Origin of the sequence: Sorangium sp. So ce406 (assembly GCF_051474675.1) — a bacterium.
In the GTDB taxonomy this organism is placed as follows: domain Bacteria; phylum Myxococcota_A; class Polyangia; order Polyangiales; family Polyangiaceae; genus Sorangium; species Sorangium cellulosum_G.
Genome location: NZ_CP150340.1, coordinates 7308718 through 7326234, shown reverse-complemented (window position 1 = coordinate 7326234; position 17517 = coordinate 7308718). Strand labels below are relative to the sequence as shown.

Below are 17517 nucleotides of genomic sequence, written 5' to 3'. Positions count from 1 at the left end.
GTCGTCATGTCTGATCCCGGCGCCGACGCGCCTTTCCGCCTCGTCACCATCCCGTTCAGCCACTACTGCGAGAAGGCGCGGTGGGCGCTCGACCGCGCCGGCGTGCCGTACCGCGAGGACGCGTATCTCCCGCTCGCCCACGCGCTCCCGGCGCTCCGCGCCGGCGGGCACCGCTCCGTGCCGGTGCTCGTCTCGCGGGCGGGCGCGATCACCGACTCGACCGACATCGTCCGCTACGCCGACGCGTTCGTCCCGTCGGAGCACGCGCTCTTCCCCGGCGCGCCCGACGCGCTCCGCGCCGAGGTCGAGGCCCTCGAAGAGCGCTTCGATCGCGATCTCGGCCCCGCGGCCCGCCGCGTCGTGTACTTCCACCTCCTGCCCGACGAGGACGCCGCGTTCGTCGTGATGGGCGGGGCCATCCACGCGCGCGCGGCCGCCGGAGCGACGTTGCCCTGGTGGTTCGGGCGCGGCGCCTTCCGCGCCTACTTCCCGGTCACGCGCGCGGTCATCCGGCGCGTGCTGCGCATCGACGCCGCCGGCGCCGAGCGCTCGATGGGCAAGCTCCGCGCGGTGTTCGACACGGTGAACGAGCGCCTGCGCGACGGCCGCCCGTTCCTCGTCGGCGACCGGTTCACGGCCGCCGATCTCACCTTCGCCGCGCTCGCCGCCCCGGTGCTCGCGCCCGAGCACCACCCGGTGCCGCTCGCGCCGCCCAGCGAGCTGCCGGCCGTCCTTCGCGGGCTCGTCGAGGCGCTCCGCGACGAGCCTGCGGGCGCGTTCGCCCTCCGCCTGTACCGCGACCATCGGCAGCAGCAGGCCGGCCTCCGCGCCGCCGCGTGACGCCCGCCGCCGCGGCCTCGCCGGCGGCCTGCGCCGGCGCGCCGGCGCGCGTGTTCACGCCGAGGCGCCGGCGCGCGTGTTCACGCCGAGGCGCCGGCGCGCGTGTTCACGCCGGCGCGCCGGCGCGCGCGTTCACCCGCGCGCCGGCACGCTCGCGAGCAGGTCTCGCACCGCCGGCCCCGCCTTGAGCGGATCGCGGCGCGCGCCGAAGTACCGCGCGTGCTCCCGGACCGCCGCGATCGCCGCCTCGGGGGCGAGGCCGTGCCGCGCGCGCAGCCACGCCACCAGCACGACGCCCGCCCGGCCGTCGCCGGACGCGCAGTGCACCACGATGGGCGCGGCGGCGGCCTCCGCGCGCCGGAGCGCGGCGAGCGCGCGCTCCAGCGACTCGGGCGTGGGGACCGCGCCCCCCTCGAGCGGCACGTGCGTCACGCGGAGGAACTCGCGCTGGTAGCGGCCGAGGAGCGGGATCCGGTGCAGCGCCAGCTCCCCCTCGTCGAGCAGGCAGAGCACCTCGCGGATCCCCTGCCGCGCCATGAAGCCGAGCCACGCCTCGACGGGCGCGTCGCTCGGATCGGGGTTCGCCGCGGACATCGGCGGCGGGACGATGGACGAGCGGATCCCGGACGCCGACCACATCGCCATCCCGAAGCCGGGGCGCTCCGCGCCGTGCACGACGCGATCGAGCGCCGACGCGGGCGCGAAGTTGAACGGCGCCGGCGTCGCCTGGTCGTGATCGCTCCGGTAGAAGATCTCGAACGCCTCGACCGAGGCCTCGAGCTCCGGATCGTCGATCGAGCCGGGCCGCGCGCGCCGCACCTCGGCGACCGCGCTGGCCGCCGAGCTGCCCAGCGACACAAGGCGGCACGCGAGCACCACGCCGGTGCGCCCCACGCCGCCCTCCCCGTGCACGGCGATCGGCCGCGGCGCCCGGTCGAGGAACGCCACGGCGCGCAGCAGGTCCACGCTCGGGATGCGCGTGAAGTCGGCGAGGGGGCAGTGCAGGTGGACGAGCGATCCCAGCGCCTCGGGCGGCGGCGCCCGCCGCGACAGCGACACCACGCTGCGGAAGCCGAGCTCCGCGAGCTCCTCGAGCGCCCGCGCCGCGTGGGGGTACGCCATGCCGGCGAGCTCGCCGGGGATCAGGTAGGAGAAGTTCTCGAGCTCACTCATGGCCGCCGCCCGGCGCGCACAGGGTCGCGGCGCGCGCCTCGCGGCCGGGCATCAGCCCGCACCGGACCTGGACGCCGCGGCGCGACGCATCGAGGCGCTCCGCGTCGCCGCCGGGCGACGCGAGCGAGAGCAGCTCCGGGCCCTCGGGCCGCGATCCTCGCCGTGTGCGCTGGCAAGCGAGGCGGCGGCCGGGGCGGCGGAGGCGGCGAGGTCGAGGCTCGCTGGAGGTCGTGGCCCTGGGCGCGAGAGCATTCCTCATGGTGGGTAGGCATTCTAACGGCACTCCACGGCCGCTTGGCAGCCGTGACCGCGGGCGGTTCGTCCTGGTCGCGGGGGGAGGCGCCGCGGGGTCGAGCCGCGTCGATCGCACGTCGCTCCCGGTTCCCTCGGCACGGTCCGGCGTGTATGAAGGTCCCGTGGTCCGCCATGCCCTCGCCCGGACGGCCGTCCTGCGCCCCGTGATGGTGGTCGCGCTCGGGCTCGGCTCGGCCTGCAGCGGCGCCGGGTCACCGGCCGCGCCGCCGCCGTCCCCCGGCCAGGAGGCGCCCGCGGCGCTGGCCGCGCCCGCGGCGCCGCCGCCCCAGGCCGCCCCCCGGCAGGCCGCGCCCCCCACCGTGGCCGAGGCGCAGGCCTTCCTGGCCGGCGTCGACAGGGACCTGCGCGCGCTCCGGCTCCAGGGCGCGCGCGCGGCGTGGGTCAACCAGACCTTCCTCACGGACGACACCGACGCGCTCTCTGCCTCCGCCGAGGAGGCGAGCATGGAGTACCTCAACCGCACGATGAAGGCGGCGACGCGCTTCGACGGGCTCGCGCTGCCCGCGGATCTCGCGCGCCAGCGGACGCTCCTCAAGGTCTCGACGACCCTGCCGGCCCCGAGCGACCCGGCGGAGCGCGCGGAGCTCGCCGCGCTCTCGGTCGAGATGACGAGCCTGTACGGCAAGGGCAAGTACTGCCCCAAGGGCAAGCTCGGGCAGGCCGGGGCGGCGGGCGGCGCCGCGTCGGTCGGCGGGCGCGGCGCTGCGGCCGCGGGCGGGGCGGCGCCGAAGTGCCTCGCGCTCAATGAGCTCTCCGAGGTCCTCAGGACCAGCCGTCAATGGGACGAGCTGCTCGAGGCGTGGGCCGGCTGGCACGCGATCGCGCCGCCGCTCCGGCCGAAGTTCGAGCGCTACGTCGCCCTCGGCAACAAGGGGGCCGCGGAGATCGGCTTCCCGGACGTCGGCGCGCTCTGGCGAGCCGGATACGACATGTCCCCCGAGGCGTTCGAGGCCGAGACCGACCGGCTCTGGGGCAAGCTGAAGCCGCTCTACGACGAGCTGCACTGCCACGTGCGCGCCAGGCTGCGCGCGATCCACGGCAAGGACAGGATCGGCGACAAGGCCCCGATCCCGGCCCACGTGCTCGGCAACATGTGGGCGCAGGAATGGTCGAACGTCTACGCGCTCATGGAGCCGTACAAGGGCCAGCCGTCGCTCGACGTGACGCGGAAGATCAAGGCGAAGAAGCTCGACGAGAAGCAGATGGTCGCCCTCGGCGAGCGGTTCTTCACCTCGCTCGGGTTCGACCCGCTGCCGGCGACGTTCTGGGAGCGTTCGCTGCTCAAGAAGCCGGCCGATCGCGAGGTCGTCTGCCACGCGAACGCCTGGGACGTGGGCGATCGGGACGATCTCCGCATCAAGATGTGCGTCGAGCCGACCGAGGAGGATCTCATCACGATCCACCACGAGCTCGGGCACATCTACTATTATCATCAGTATTACAAGCTCCCGATCCTGTTCCAGTCCGGCGCCAACGAGGGCTTCCACGAGGGGATCGGGGACACGCTGGCCCTCTCCGTGACGCCGGCCTACCTGAAGACGCTGGGGCTCGTCGACCGGGTGCCCGAGGACGAGAAGGGGGTCATCAATTTCCTCTTCAAGAAGGCGCTCGACAAGATCGCGTTCCTCCCGTTCGGGAAGCTCATCGACCAGTGGCGGTGGGACGTCTTCGCGGGCAAGACGAGGCCGGCCGACTACAACCAGGCGTGGTGGGCGCTGCGGCTGAAGTACCAGGGCGTCGCGCCGCCGGTGCCCCGCAGCGAGGCCGACTTCGATCCGGGGGCGAAGTACCACGTCCCGGCGAGCGTCCCGTACACGCGCTACTTCCTCGCGAGCATCTATCAGTTCCAGTTCCACCGCGCGCTGTGCAAGGCGGCCGGGCACACGGGGCCGCTCCACACGTGCTCGATCTACGGCAGCAAGGCCGCGGGGGAGAAGCTGCGCGCCATGCTGTCGCTCGGCGCGAGCCGCCCCTGGCAGGAGGCGATGCAGGCGATGACCGGCGAGAGCGAGGCCGATCCGGGCGCGATGCTCGAGTACTTCGAGCCGCTCCGGAGATGGCTCAAGGAGCAGAACAAGAATGAAGTCTGTGGGTGGTAGTCGGGCGTAGGTGAGCTGTGCGCGTCTTCGTCGCTGTCGATCCGGGAGCCGAGCTCCTCGCCAAGGCTGGAGATCTCCTTCGGGAGCTCTCGCCCCGGGCTCCGTCCGCCAAGTGGGTGGAGCCTGCGGGGCTGCATATCACGCTCGCCTTCATGGGCGAGATCGGCGAGGAGCGTCTGCCCCTCGTCATCGCGGCGGCCGGGAGCGTCGCCGCCTTCCACAGGCCGCTCACGCTGCGCATCGAGAAGGGCGGCGCGTTCGGCGCGCGGCGCCGGCCGCGCGTGCTCTGGCTCGGCGTGGGCGGCGAGGTCCGCGCCCTCACCGCGATCCACCGTGACCTGGAGCAGACGCTCTCGATGTCGACGGGCTACGTGCCGGAGGACCGGCCGTTCGAGCCGCACCTCACGCTCGCCCGCTCGCGCGACCCGCGCGGCGATCCGGCGCTCGAGGCGTGCGCCCAGGCGATCGGCGACGTCGACTTCGGCGAGACCCGGGTCGACGAGATCATCGTCTACCACAGCGAGCTCACCCCGAAGGGCGCGCGCTACACGGCGCTCGCGCGGGTGCCGCTCGAGGGGATCGGCGCCCCGGGGCCGGGGCACTGAGCGCCGCCCCCTGAAGGGGCGGGAGCTCTCCCGGGCGGCTCAGCGCCGGCGCGGCGTGAAGGGGTGGGAGCTCTCCCGGGCGGCTCAGCGCCGGCGCGGCTCGGGCGGAGGGATAAGACCGAGCCGCACCGCCTCCTTGTAGGCGAACGATCGGCTCACCCCGAGCAGCCGGCCGGCCATCGCGGCGTTGCCGCCGGCCGCCCGGAAGGCGCGCGCGAACGCCTCGCGCCGCGCCCGCTCCAGCGCCTCGACCAGCGGCTCCACGGGCGCCTCCGGCGGCGCGCCCGTGAGCCACAGCCGCTCTTCGGCGAGCTCGATCCGCGCCGCGCCGCGCTCGTCGGAGCCGCCGTCGTCGCCGGCGTCGACGTCCTCGCGGCGGAGGACGAGCTCCCTGCCGGCGGCGCCGGTGCCCTCGGCCATGGTCCGGCGCAGCACGGCGCGCTCCACGGCGTTCTTGAGCTCGCGGACGTTGCCCGGCCAGGCGGCCTGGGTGAGCGCGCGCAGGGCCGGCTCGGTGAAGTCCACCCGCGCGGCGCCGAGCTCGGCCGCGATCTCCGCGGCGAAGCGCTCGCAGAGCGCCGGGATGTCCTCGCGCCGCTCGCGCAGGGGGGGCACGCAGATCGGGTAGACCCAGAGCCGGTGGAACAGATCGGCGCGGAAGCGCCCCTCGGCGACCTCCCGCCGCAGATCGCGGTTCGTGGCCGCGACGACCCGCACCTCGACGCGGCGCGCCCGGTCCTCGCCCACGGGCTGGATCTCCCCCTCCTGCAGCGCGCGCAGGAGCTGCGCCTGCGCTGCCAGCGGGAGCTCGCCGATCTCGTCGAGGAAGATCGTCCCGCCGTGGGCCGCCTCGAACCTGCCGGCGCGCGCCGCCGTCGCGCCGGTGAAGGCGCCCTTCCGGTGGCCGAAGAGCTCCGACTCGACGAGCTGCGCGGGGATCGCCGCGCAGTTGACGATCACGAGCGCCCGGCTCGCCCGGGGCGACCGCTCGTGCAGCGCGCGGGCGACGAGCTCCTTGCCCACGCCCGTCTCGCCCGTGACGAGCACCGGCACCGACAGCGGGGCGAGCACCGCGATCTCGCGCTCGATCCGCCGCATCGCGGCCGAGCGGCCGGGCAGCGCGCCGCCGCCGGGCGCGGGGTCGGCCGCGCGGCGCGCCCCCGCGGAGAGGGCCAGCCCGGCGCCGCCGTCGAGCCGCAGCGCGCCGGCGCAGAGCCCGGCGAACACGCGCGCGTCGTCGTCGCCGAGGCCGCGGAGGCCCTGGGGATCGCACGCGTCCAGCGTGAGCAGCCCGGCGAGGCGGCCCTGCACGCGGAGCGGGACGGCCATGCAGGCGTGGATCGGGTGGATCTCGCCGGTGTTGCCGAGCAGCCAGCCGCTGTACGGGTCGGGCTCGCTCGGATCGAGGAACCGGATCGGCCCGGCCGCCAGGGTCGCCCGGCGGAGCCGCGGGTGCTCCGCGGGCGTGAAGCTGAGCCCCAGGGCGGCCGGAGACAGCCCGATCTGCGCGGCGACGCCGACCGACCCGTCGTCCGCGGCCGTGAGCACCGACAGCGCGTCCGCCGCCGTCGCCCGCGCCAGCGCGCGCAGGATCCGCTGCAGCGCCTCGTCCCGGGCGGGCGCTTCGGACAGGCTGAGCACGGCGTCGAGCAGGGTCACGAGGATTCCTCGGGGAGACGGGGGCGGCGGCGGTTTCCTGCCGGAAACCACGGCAGGAGACAGCGTGACCACGGCAGGAAACACCGCGGGGCCGGGCGGGGCAAGCGCGCAGGCGGGGCGGCGCGCGCGAGCGACGACCGCGCGCGGCAGCTCGCCAGGTTTCCCTGGGGAGACCGCCCCGGCCGCCGGGCGCGCCGATCCCGCGGGATCCGCGCGGTTCACGGGCGAGGCGCCTCTGGCATGGCCCGTGCGAAGCCTGCGAGCGACGAGCGATCAGCCGGTGGAGCTCGTGAATCCCACGTCACCTGACGTGAGCTGATCGCGACGGACGATGCGCGGATTGACGATGGACGACGGCCTGCGCGCGGCGCAGCGACCGCTGGGAGGTATGTCATGGGATTGAACGTCGGCTTGCTGCGGGAGAGCTTCGAGCTCGTGCTCGAGAGGGAGCCCAACCTCACGCACCGTTTCTACGGGATCCTGTTCTCGCGCTACCCGCAGGTGAGGCCGCTCTTCGGGCGCAACAGCCGGGAGCATCAGGAGAAGATGCTCGCGGAGGCGCTCGTCGCGGTCATCGACCGGCTGGAGGACGCGTCCTGGCTCGAGGAGAAGCTGATGGCGATGGGGGCCAAGCACGTCGATTACGGCGTCACGGACGAGATGTACCCCTGGGTCGCCGATGCGCTGATCACCGCGATGTCCGAGGTCGCCGGCCCCGCCTGGTCCCCGGCGCACCAGCAGGCCTGGTCGGACGCGCTCGGCGCGATCGCCTCGCTCATGCAGCGCGGGGCGAGGGAGCACGGCGCCGTCCGTCCCGCCGCGGGCCAGGCCGCCGGCGGCGTCACTCCCCCATCGCCTTGACGACGACGCGCTTGCGCCGCTTGCCGTCGAACTCCGCGTAGAAGATCTGCTGCCACGGGCCGAGATCGAGCTTGCCCGCGGTGATCGGCACGATCACCTGGTGGTGCACGAGGATCGACTTGAGGTGGGCGTCGCCGTTGTCCTCCCCGGTCCTGTGGTGGTTGTAGTCGGGCCCCTCGGGCGCGAGCTCCTGGAGCCACGTCCAGATGTCCTCCCAGAGGCCCGGCTCGTGGTCGTTCACGAACACGCCGGCGGTGATGTGCATGGCGCTCACGAGGACCATGCCCTCCTGGATGCCGCTCGCCGCGACGACCGCCGCGACGCGGTCGGTGACGTTGATGAGCTCGCGCTTGGCCTTCGTCTCGAAGTAGAAATAGTCGGTCTTCGACTTCATGGCTCCTCCCGCGCGCGCGTCGCGGGGCGCGGCGGGGCGCGCCCTCGGTGACCGCGCGACCGCGCCCCGGCCGCCTGCTCCCCGCGGCGCGCGCCGGCTCCGGGGATCCATAGCCCACCTGCCGGCCCGGCGCGAACCGCGTGCGAGCCCGGCGACGTGAGGCTACGATCGCGCGCCGTGAAGGCCGCGCGGCGCCGGTTGATCCTGGACATCGTGGCGACCGACGCCACGTTCGAGCGCACCGAGATCCGCGGCCAGGCGGCGTGGGTGGGCAAGTGCATCCATTGCCTGTCGCACGTCGTCGTCGGCCTCGACGGCGAGCCGATCCAGCGCGCGACGATAGAGCACATCGTCCCGCGCACGCATGGCGGCACGGACGCGCTCGACAACCTCGCGCTCGCGTGCGGCCGGTGCAACGCGCTGAAGGGCATGCGGCTCGACGTGCGGCGCCGCGACGACCCGAAGCTCGTCGCGGTGATCGAGCGGCTCAGGGAGCGCAAGGCGAGCCGCCGCCGCGCGACCGGCGCGTAGCGCCGCCGCGATCAGGGGTACAGGCGCTCGACGCGCCAGCCGCCGCCGTCGCGCAGGTAGACCAGCCGGTCGTGCAGTCGGCTCTCCTGGCCCCGCCAGACCTCGATGCGCTCGGGCACGACCCGGTAGCCGCCCCAGAACGCCGGCCGGGGCACCGGCTGCCCCTCGAAGCGGGCCTCGATCTCGCGCACGCGCTCGATGAGCCGCTCGCGCGAGGGCAGCGGCGCGCTCTGCCGCGACGCCCACGCGCCGATCTGGCTGCCGCGGGGGCGGGTCGCGAAGTAGGCGTCCGACTCCGCGTCGCTGATCCGCTCGACGCGGCCCTCCACCCGGATCTGCTCCGCCGCCCTCGCCCAGTGGATGCACAGCGCGGCGAACGGGTTCGCCTCGAGATCCATCGCCTTGCGGCTCCCGTGGTTGGTGAAGAACACGAACCCGCGATCGTCGATGCCCTTCAGCAGCACCATCCGCGCCGAGGGGCGCCCCGACGCGTCCGCCGTGGCCAGCGTCATGGCCGTCGCGTCGGTCGGTTCGGAGGTTTGCCGCTGCTCGAGGAGCTCGCGCGCGAGGACGAGGGGATCGGTCGGCTCGGTGGTCATGGTGAAATTGCGGCATGCATATACAGGCGCGGGGCGCCCCTGGCGAACCCGAACGGCTCGCCGTATCGCTGCGGGCCGCGGCCTTGTCGCGGTGTCGCTGCGCCGCCGTACGGGGAGCCCGCGCGAGGTGCTCCGTGGCGCGTCGGGCGCACATCGGCCTTCCTTTCCGGGAAAGCTCGCGTTGTGGCCCACTCCCTGGTTTGATACTAGCGAGGAGCCAGAGCGAGGGCGTGCATGGTCGCACCGGTGAGCGTGGGGGACGTCCTCGCGGAGAAATACGAGGTCGAGCGCGTCCTCGGGGAGGGCGGGATGGGCGTGGTCGTCGCCGCCCGCCACCTCCTGCTCGGCGAGCGGGTGGCCATCAAGTTCCTGCTGCCGAAGGCGCGCGAGCGGGCGGATCTCGTCGCGCGCTTCCTGCGGGAGGGGCAGGCCGCGGCGCGCATCCGGAGCGAGCACGTGACGCGCGTGTTCGACGTCGGCACGCTCGCGCGGGGCGAGCCCTACCTCGTGATGGAGTACCTCGAGGGCACCGACCTGAAGGCCCTCCTGCGTGACCGCGGGCCGCTCCCGGTCGAGCTCGCCTGCGACTACCTGCTGCAGGCGTGCGAGGCGCTCGCGGAGGCGCACGCGCTGGGCATCATCCATCGCGACCTCAAGCCGGGCAACCTGTTCCTCAGCCAGCGGGCCGACGGCAGCCCACTCATCAAGGTCATCGACTTCGGCATCTCCAAGATGGCCCTCGGGGCCGAGACCACGGCGCCCAAGGAGCACGACATGACCGAGAGCGCGGCGATGCTGGGCTCGCCGCTCTACATGGCGCCCGAGCAGATGGTCTCCTCGAAGAACGTCGACGCGCGCGCCGACGTCTGGTCGATGGGCGCGATCCTCTACCAGCTCCTCACGGGCGCCATCCCCTTCCGGGGCGACTCCGTGATGGAGATCTACGACCGCATCCTGGAGGGGCCGCCGCAGATCGTCGCCGTGCGCGCCGACGTGCCCGCTCGGCTCGAGTGGGCGGTCCAGCGCTGCTTGCAGAAGAGCCCTGCCGATCGTTTCGGCAGCATCGCCGAGCTCGCCGCCGAGCTCGCCCCGTTCGCGCCCCCGCACGCGCAGCACCTGGCCGAGCGCGCCGCGCGCGTGCTGCGGATCCGCCGCGACTCGGCGGTGGACGGGGCCGCCGACGGCGGCCGCGCGCTCGCGTCGCCGCGGCGCCCGCTCTCCACGGCGCCCGGGCCCCTCGTCGCGACGCCGCCCGCCGGCGGCAGCTCGGGCGGGCGGGGCGCGCCGGCGGAGGCCGCGTGGGGCGCGCCCACGGCGGTCCTGTCCGACGGCGCGGCCACGGATCGCTCCTGGGGCGGCACGCGCGCCTCGTCGGGCAAGGGCCGCTCCGGCGCGCGCGCCCTCGGGATCGCGGCGGGCATCGCCGCGGCGCTCCTCGGCGCCGCGGGGCTCGCGTGGTTCGCGCTCCGGCCCCCTGCGCCGGACGTCGCGCCCTCCGCCACCGGGGCTCCCGCGTCCGCGCCCGAGGCGCCGCCGCCGGGCGAGGCGCCGCCTGCGACCGGTCTCACGGCCGGCAAGGTCCCCGAGCTCCTCGACGGGGGCCCCGCGCCGCCGGCGGGCTCGAGCGCGACGGCGCAGCCGGCGGCGAGCGTGACGGTCCAGCCGGCGGCGAGCGCGGCGGTCCAGCCGGCGGCGAGCGGATCTGCGGCGCCGCAGCTCGCCGCGTCCGTCAGGGGGACGCGGCCGCCGGGGGGGCGTCCGCCGAAGCCCCGGCCCACGCCGACCCGCCCGCAGGACGAGCTCTTCTCCGATCCGCGATGACACCACGTGAGCCCAAGCGAGGTCCCGTCTTGCTCTGCCATCGTCGTCTGTCGAGCACCTGTCCGGAGGCCGGGCGCCGCGCGTCAGCCTCCAGCGCGCCCCTGACCGGCGGCGCGCGCCGCCGCGCGGCGGCCTCCAGCGCGCCCCCGGCCGGCGGCGCGCCGCGCCGAGCGCTCGCGCTCCTGTCGACGCTCGCCGCGCTGACCGCGCTCGCGCCCGCCGCGCGCGCCGCGGAGCCCACCCGGGAGGAGCGCGCCGCCGCGGTCGCGCTGTTCGACGAGGGGCGCGCGCTGATGGCCGCCGGCAAGTACGCCGAGGCGTGCCCGAAGTTCGCAGAGAGCCACGGCATCGACCCCGGCATCGGCACCCTCTTCAACCTCTCGGACTGCCACGAGCGCATCGGCAGGACGGCGACGGCGTGGATCGGCTTCCGCGACGTCGCGGCCGCCTCGCTGTCGGCCGGGCAGATGGAGCGCGAGCGGGTGGCGCGCGCCCGGGCCGCCGCGCTCGAGCCGCGGCTCTCGCGCCTTCAGATCGTGGTTCCCCCGGAGTCGGCGGTCGCCGGCCTGGAGCTCACGCGGGACGGCGTCCCCGTCGGGCGCGCGCTCTGGGGGACGGCGGTGCCGCTCGACCCCGGCGAGCACCGGGTCGCCGCCGCGGCGCCCGGGCACAGCCCCTGGGAGACGACGATCGCGGTCGAGAAGCCGGGCGTCGTGAGCGTCACCGTGCCGGCGCTTGCGCGCGCGCCGGCGTCGAGCGCCGCCCCGGGAACGGACGTCGCGCCGAAGGCGATCGCCGCGCCGCCGCCGGCCGACCCGCCGAAGGCCGACGCGCCCTCGCCGCAGGGCGGGAGCATCCGCAAGCCGATCGGCATCGTGGGGGTGGGGCTCGGGGTGGTCGGCCTCGGCGTGGGCACGGCGCTCGGCTTCATGGCCAAGTCGACCTTCGACAAGGCCACCGAGGGCGGCCACTGCAACGAGGCGGGCGAGTGCGTCGACCAGACGGGCCTCGACCTGCGCGACGACGCGGTCATGAAGGGCAACATCGGGACGGCGGTGTTCATCGCCGGGGCGGTCCTCGCCGCTGGCGGGGCTATCCTCTGGATCACCGCCCCCTCGGCGCCGCCCGCCGGGACGGCGTCCGCGCGCGGGCTGACGGGCGGCGCGCCCTGGAGCGCGCGCGTCGGCATCGGCCCCGGGAGCGTGTGGCTCGAGGGCAAGCTCTGAGCGGAGCGCGTCATGAGGGGCAGCTACAGCTTCGTCGCGATGCTCGCGCTCGCGGGTTGCAACGCGGTCTTCGGCATCGAGGCGGGTAAGCCGATCGGCGCCGGCTCGGGCGCTGCGGGCGCCGGCGGAGAGGGCGGCGCGGGAGAGGGCGGCGGCGCCGCGGGCAGCGCCGGAGAGGGCGGCGGCGGCGCGGGAGAGGGCGGCGGCGCGGGCAGCGCCGGAGAGGGCGGCGGCGCGGGCGGCTCTTCGACGTGTGGCACGGGCGGCGGCGGGCCCTTCACGGGCGCGCTCCGCTGGGCGGCGCAGTCCGCGGCGTCCTCGAACGCGATGGCGACCGCCGTCGCGTGGGGCGGGAACAACGACGTCATCGCCGCCGGCGTGTACAGCGAGGGCCACCTCCAGATCGGCCGCGATGTCCTCGACTACCCGCACGGAACGGGCTTCGACATGTTCCTGACGAGCCTCGACAAGGCGAGCGGCCGGCCTCGCTGGGCCGTCGGCTTCTCGGGCGAGAACACGCAGGAGCCTTCCGCGGTGAAGGTGGCGGCCGGGTCCGGCGACATCGTGTTGACCGGCTGGTACGACGGCGCCTTCTCTTTCAACGCCGGGGAGCAGCTCGTCGCGCAGGACCAGGACGCCTTCGTCGCGCGGCTCACCCGGGAGGGCGAGCTCCGCTGGAGCCGCCGCATCGGCGGCGCTGGTCAGCACATGGGCCTCAACGTCGCCGTCGACGGTGACGAGGCGGTCGTGGTGGCGCTGTACATCGACGGACCGGTCGCGTTCGCGGGCGAGACCTTCGGCAACGTGGACGAGCGCGGCGTCTTCCTCGGCAAGCTGGATGCGCAGGGCAACGAGCTGTGGGGCCGCTATGAGCCGATCTGGTTCGATCCCGGGATCCCCCTCGGCCTCGACGTCGACGCCGCGGGGAACATCGCGCTGACGGGCCCCACGGACCGCCATGCGTTCCGGAGCACCGACGAGCACCGCGGCGCGTTCGACGTCTTCGTGGTCAAGCTCGACCCGAGCGGCAAGCCGATCTGGAGCCGGATCTTCGGCGGGACCGCGGCCGTCCACACGGAGAACGGCATGCAGCGCGGGACCGCGGTCGCCATCGACTGCTCGGGCGCTGTCTACGTGACTGGCACGTTCCAGAAGGATCTCGTGCTCGGCTCGCTGCCGGTCCTGACCAACGTGGCTCCGGCCGCGGAGGAAGACGACATGTTCGTCGCCCGGCTGAGCGCCGATCGGGGAGAGCCGGAGTGGGCGAGGGCGCTCGGGGACACAGGCGTTCAGCGCAGCGCCTCGATCGGCACGGATCGCGGGTCCAACGTGGTGATCGGCGGCACCCTGGTCGATGACGCCGCGTCGACCGGGATCGATTTCGGCGGCGGCATGAAGCACGGCACGTCGCTGCCCGACGGCACGACGTACCAGCCGGACTTCTTCGCTGCCAAGTACGCGCCGGACGGCGAGTATCTCTGGAGCACGCGGGTCGGCGACGAGTTCATCCAGGAGGGGACGGTCGCGATGGATCCCTCGGGCGCGGTCGTCGCGGCGGGCAACTTCTTCTTCAGCATGCGATTCGGCGATACCCCCGACGGCGTTCTCTCCTCCGAGCGGCGCGACCTGTTCGTCACGGTGCTCGAGCCCTAGCCGTCCCCGTGCGCCCGGACGAGCGTCCTCGACGCTCGGTCGCATCGGCCCGCGCCCCTTCGTATCCACCGCTGACGCGCGATGACACGCCTGCCCCCCTCGGTCGTCGCCCGCGAGCGGCTCGATTCCTCTGGCGATCGTCCGCGCCGCGATGGTAACGCTCGAGGTTCCGGCTGCGCCCCGGAGCCGGAAATGCAGGGGTCCCGCCCCGGCAAGGAGGCTCGAGTGGCACCGAGGACGTCCTCCACGCCGTCGAGGAACGGCAAGAAGAGCAGAACACCCGATACGGTGAGATCCGCGCTCCCGGGATCTCCCCGCCCGGCGCCGCGACACCACCTCACGGCCGCCCGCGAAGCCGAGCTCGCCCGAGAGGCCGAGTCGCTCGGTGACGTGCTGCTCCTCCTCCCCGGAGACCTCGCGCCCCACGTCGCCTGGTTGAGCCGGCTCCAGCGCGCCGCGCAGCGTGACGCGGCGGACCTCCTGCGCGCGCCGTTCGCGGGCGACGACCCGCCGCTCACGCGCGACGAGATCCGCGGCTTCCGCGACAAGATCGAGCTTCTGCGCCTTGCGCAGTCGCGCTGGCAGGCGACGCAGCGGGGTCCGCGGAGGGCGGCGACGAGCGTCGAGCAGCCCGCGAACGAGGCCGGCCAGCACCGGAGAACGCTGCTGCGCTTCTTCGACCTCCGCTTCAGGAGCGACCCGGAGGGCCAGCGGCGCGTCTCCCTGATCCGCGCCCGCGGCGACGCGGAGCTGATCCAGGGCGTATCCGAGCTGCTCGCGCTCTGCGCGGAGCACGGCGACGCCCTCCAGCAGGCCCCGCGCGGCGAGGCGGACGCCGCCGCGCGCCTCGGGGCGCTGGCGCCGCTCCTCTCCCGCCTCGTCGACGACAGGACGCTCTCGACCGAAGCGCGGCGCGCGCGCCGGCTGCGCGACGCCGCGTACGCGCTCGCGATGCGCGCCGAGCGCCGCGTGCGCGCGGCGGCCGAGTACTGGTACGGCGACTCCGATAAGATGAAAGATTACGAATGCTTGCGCGTGTTCACTGCCGCGGGAGACGACGCGGGCGCCGAGCCGGAGCGAGGCAAGGAGGCCGAGCGCGGCGCGAGCGGCAGCGTCGATATCTACGCCGGATACCGCGCTGACGCCGACGCGCCGCCCGCCTAGGTCACCCCTGCGCCGCGCCGCCCTGGCACGATGTGGACCGCGCGCCCTCTTCCGATCTTCCGAGCGCCCGGCGGATGTGGTTGGCTTGCCGCCTCGTTCAGGAGGAGCCCATGAAGAATGTTGTGACGGTGCTCGTGGCGCTCGGCGCCGCGTGTCTCTTCGGCTGCGAGGACAAGCACCAGCAGGTGAAGCCCGAGCCGCCGAAGCCGGCGACAACGGCCGAGGCGGCGCAGCCCGCGCCCAAGGCCGAGCCCGCGAAGGCGGCGCCGGTCGAGACCGCCAAGCCGGCGAGCACCGGCGGCTGGTGATCCGCGCGGCGGCGCGCGCCGCCGCCGCCCTGTCGCCTCGACGCATGGACGCGACGCGCCTCGCGCTTGCGCTCTCGCTCGGCCTCGCGGCGCTGGCCTGCGACGGTCGCCCCGCGTCGCCGGCTGCTGGCGGCGGCGGACCGGATCGGCTCGAGCCGCTGCGGCAGCTCGAGGCGTCCCGCCGCGCCGCCGCTGATTTCTCCCGCCTGCCCAGCTCCGACCGCCTCCTCGGGCCCGACCCGATCGCGCTCCGCCCCGTGGATCCGCGGGGCCGCCCCGCCGCGCCGGGCGCGCCGGCGCTGCTCTCGCCGCTCCGCGGCCGCGACGCGCTCGTCCTGCTCGACGCGTCGCTGCGCGAGCTCTCCCGCGCGCCCGCGCCGGCCTCGCCGACGGGGGTCGCGGTCGTGCCCTCGGGCGAGGTCTTCGCGAGCGGCGAGGCGTCGCCCGCGCTCTTCCGTTACGCCGTCCGCGGCGCCTCGCTCGAGCCCGCCGGGCGCGTCGAGCTCGCGGGCGTCCGCGGCATCCGCGACCTCGCGGCCGGCCCCGAGGGCGTCCTCTACGCGCTCGACGAGCGCGCCGGCGCGCTCCTGACGCTGCGCCCCGGCCGCGCCGGCGCGGGCGGGCGCCTCGACGTCGAGCGCTGGGACGAGCCGATCGGCGCCGGCCCATTCCGCGTCGTGCGCCTCGCGCGTCACCTCATCGTCGCCTGCCTCCTCGACCACACGCTCGTCGTCCTCCCGGTCGGCGCGGACGGCCGCCCGCTCTCCGGCGGCGCCGCGCGTATCCGTCACGACGGCCCCCTCTGGAGCTTCGACGCGCTCGAGACCGAAGGCGGCGGGCTCCTGCTCGCCGCGGGCGGGGTCGAGGATCACCCGCTCGACCGGACCGGCGGCTCGTTCGGCTACATCGACTCGTTCGTCTTCCTCTACCGCGTCGCCACGGGCGCGCGGCCCGAGGTGACGCGCCTCTCGGCCGTGAACGTCTCGGAGCACGGCGTCCTCACCCCGAAGGCGATCTCGCTCTCGGCCGTCCCCGGCGCGGCCGACGTGCGCGTGATCGCGACCGGCTACGGCGGCGATCGCCGCGCCGAGCTCCTCTTCCGCGCCTCGCACGCCGGCCTCTCGCCCGCGCCCGAGGTCTCCACCCGCGCGCTCGTCCCCGGCGTCGCCGCGATGGTGGCGCTCGGCGACGGCGCGTTCGCCTACGCGAACCCCCTGCTCGACGCGTGGCTGCTCGACGCGGGCGGCGCGCTCGAGAAGCGGCCGGTCCCCGACGGCGGCGACGATGCCCGCGCCGAGGAGGTCCGCCTCGGCGAGGCGCTCTTCTTCACGTCGCTGATGGCTCCCTGGAACACGACCGACGGGCCGCTCAGCCGGTTCACGTGCGAGACGTGCCACTTCGAGGGGTACGTCGACGGCCGCACGCACCACACCGGCCGCGGCGACGTGCGCGCCACGACCAAGCCGCTGCTCGGCCTGTTCAACAACCGCCCCCACTTCTCGCGCGCCCTCGACCCGGATCTCACCACGGTCGCGGACAACGAGTTCCGCGTCGCCGGCGCGCTGAGCGGCCACGACCCGTGGTTCTCCCTCCCGAGCGAGGCCGCGCCGTGGCTCGCCGACCTCGGGGTCTTCAGCGCCGGGGGCGCCGCGCGCGCCGAGCTGCCGCCCGAGGCGCTCCGTCGCGCGCTCATGAGCTTCCTCATGGCGTTCTCGCACCGCGCGAACCCCGCCGTCCTCGGCCGCGCGGCCTTCACCCCGCTCGAGCGCGACGGCGCGCGGGTGTTCCTGGACCGCTGCGCGCGCTGCCACGCGCCCGTGCTCCGCAGCGACGATCCCGGCTCCGCGGTGCCGTTCGAGCGCTGGGAGGAGCTCGTGCTCGCGCCCGAGGGGGCGATCGTGTGGGGGAGGGCCGGGTACGAGAAGACCGGCGTCGTGCCGTACGTGCACGAGGAGGGCGCGCGGGTGCCGTCGCTCCGGCGGCTCTACAAGAAGCGGCCTTACTTCACGAACGGCTCGGCCAGGACGCTGCGCGACGTGCTCGAGCGGGCGCGCTTCGCCGCGCCGCTTGCCGCGGGCCCCCTCGCCGCGCCGGGCGCCTTCTTCCACGACGGCGCGCCCGCGGGCGAGGGCCTCGCCGCGCTGGATCCCGGCGCCACCGAGGCGCTCCTCGCCTTTCTCGATCTGCTCTGACGGCCCCACCCCCGAGCCCGCCCGCGCGGATCCCGCAGCAGCGCCCGGCGATCCGCGGTAAGGTGAGCGGACCAAGG

At 75.1% G+C, this 17517-nt stretch carries 16 protein-coding genes; 11 read left to right on the top strand and 5 right to left on the bottom strand.

Annotation, left to right across the window (positions count from 1 at the left end; translation table 11 throughout):
* The first annotated feature begins 6 nt into the window (after positions 1-6).
* Positions 7-840, top strand: a complete 834-nt coding sequence (locus tag WME96_RS27140) for a glutathione S-transferase (RefSeq protein WP_437284489.1) — start codon at positions 7-9, stop codon at positions 838-840.
* 132 nt (positions 841-972) lie between these two features.
* On the opposite strand, the gene WME96_RS27135 is transcribed toward WME96_RS27140, so the two are convergent.
* Together WME96_RS27135 and WME96_RS27130 are read right to left on the bottom strand one after the other, a co-directional pair.
* On the bottom strand, positions 973-2013 hold the full coding sequence (locus WME96_RS27135; RefSeq protein WP_437284488.1) for a phosphatase domain-containing protein: 1041 nt from the start codon (positions 2011-2013) through the stop codon (positions 973-975).
* Positions 2006-2272, bottom strand: a complete 267-nt coding sequence (locus tag WME96_RS27130; protein ID WP_437284487.1) for a hypothetical protein — start codon at positions 2270-2272, stop codon at positions 2006-2008. The genes WME96_RS27135 and WME96_RS27130 overlap by 8 nt, the downstream gene beginning before the upstream one ends.
* Before the next feature lie 202 nt (positions 2273-2474).
* Here WME96_RS27130 and WME96_RS27125 point away from each other — a divergent pair, with 202 nt between their 5' ends.
* Both WME96_RS27125 and thpR read left to right on the top strand, forming a co-directional pair.
* Positions 2475-4427 carry a M2 family metallopeptidase gene (locus WME96_RS27125; RefSeq protein ID WP_437292364.1) on the top strand — a complete coding sequence of 651 codons (1953 nt, stop codon included), beginning with the start codon at positions 2475-2477 and terminating at the stop codon, positions 4425-4427.
* Between the two features lie 17 nt (positions 4428-4444).
* Complete coding sequence (thpR, locus tag WME96_RS27120) at positions 4445-5032, top strand: RNA 2',3'-cyclic phosphodiesterase (protein WP_437284486.1); 588 nt, start codon at positions 4445-4447, stop codon at positions 5030-5032.
* Between the two features lie 84 nt (positions 5033-5116).
* On the opposite strand, the gene norR is transcribed toward thpR, so the two are convergent.
* Positions 5117-6691 carry a nitric oxide reductase transcriptional regulator NorR gene (gene norR / locus WME96_RS27115; protein WP_437284485.1) on the bottom strand — a complete coding sequence of 525 codons (1575 nt, stop codon included), beginning with the start codon at positions 6689-6691 and terminating at the stop codon, positions 5117-5119.
* A gap of 393 nt (positions 6692-7084) precedes the next feature.
* Between norR and WME96_RS27110 the strand changes: the two genes are divergently transcribed.
* On the top strand, positions 7085-7552 hold the full coding sequence (locus WME96_RS27110) for a globin domain-containing protein (protein WP_437284484.1): 468 nt from the start codon (positions 7085-7087) through the stop codon (positions 7550-7552).
* Here the strand turns inward: WME96_RS27110 and WME96_RS27105 are convergent.
* A complete protein-coding gene (locus WME96_RS27105; RefSeq protein ID WP_061605341.1) occupies positions 7533-7946 on the bottom strand; it encodes a secondary thiamine-phosphate synthase enzyme YjbQ in 414 nt (137 codons plus the stop codon). The genes WME96_RS27110 and WME96_RS27105 overlap by 20 nt on opposite strands.
* 156 nt (positions 7947-8102) lie before the next feature.
* Here WME96_RS27105 and WME96_RS27100 point away from each other — a divergent pair, with 156 nt between their 5' ends.
* Positions 8103-8477 carry an HNH endonuclease gene (locus WME96_RS27100; protein WP_433926751.1) on the top strand — a complete coding sequence of 125 codons (375 nt, stop codon included), beginning with the start codon at positions 8103-8105 and terminating at the stop codon, positions 8475-8477.
* 11 nt (positions 8478-8488) lie between these two features.
* Here WME96_RS27100 and pdxH read toward each other — a convergent pair whose 3' ends face one another.
* Positions 8489-9076 (bottom strand): pyridoxamine 5'-phosphate oxidase, encoded by a 588-nt coding sequence (gene pdxH, locus WME96_RS27095; protein WP_437284483.1) that lies wholly within the window; start codon positions 9074-9076, stop codon positions 8489-8491.
* A gap of 246 nt (positions 9077-9322) precedes the next feature.
* Between pdxH and WME96_RS27090 the strand changes: the two genes are divergently transcribed.
* From WME96_RS27090 to WME96_RS27065, 6 genes are all read left to right on the top strand, one after another.
* Positions 9323-10897: a serine/threonine-protein kinase gene (locus tag WME96_RS27090; RefSeq protein ID WP_437284482.1), complete on the top strand. Its 1575-nt coding sequence runs from the start codon at positions 9323-9325 to the stop codon at positions 10895-10897.
* Positions 10898-10926: 29 nt separating this feature from the next.
* Positions 10927-12123 (top strand): hypothetical protein, encoded by a 1197-nt coding sequence (locus WME96_RS27085; RefSeq protein ID WP_437284481.1) that lies wholly within the window; start codon positions 10927-10929, stop codon positions 12121-12123.
* 12 nt (positions 12124-12135) lie between these two features.
* Complete coding sequence (locus tag WME96_RS27080) at positions 12136-13776, top strand: hypothetical protein (RefSeq protein ID WP_437284480.1); 1641 nt, start codon at positions 12136-12138, stop codon at positions 13774-13776.
* Positions 13777-14001: 225 nt separating this feature from the next.
* Positions 14002-14940: an ATPase gene (locus WME96_RS27075; RefSeq protein WP_437284479.1), complete on the top strand. Its 939-nt coding sequence runs from the start codon at positions 14002-14004 to the stop codon at positions 14938-14940.
* Between the two features lie 110 nt (positions 14941-15050).
* Positions 15051-15248 carry a hypothetical protein gene (locus WME96_RS27070; RefSeq protein WP_437284478.1) on the top strand — a complete coding sequence of 66 codons (198 nt, stop codon included), beginning with the start codon at positions 15051-15053 and terminating at the stop codon, positions 15246-15248.
* A gap of 44 nt (positions 15249-15292) precedes the next feature.
* Positions 15293-17440, top strand: coding sequence for a hypothetical protein (locus WME96_RS27065; protein WP_437284477.1), 2148 nt, complete (start codon positions 15293-15295; stop codon positions 17438-17440).
* Positions 17441-17517: the final 77 nt, after the last annotated feature.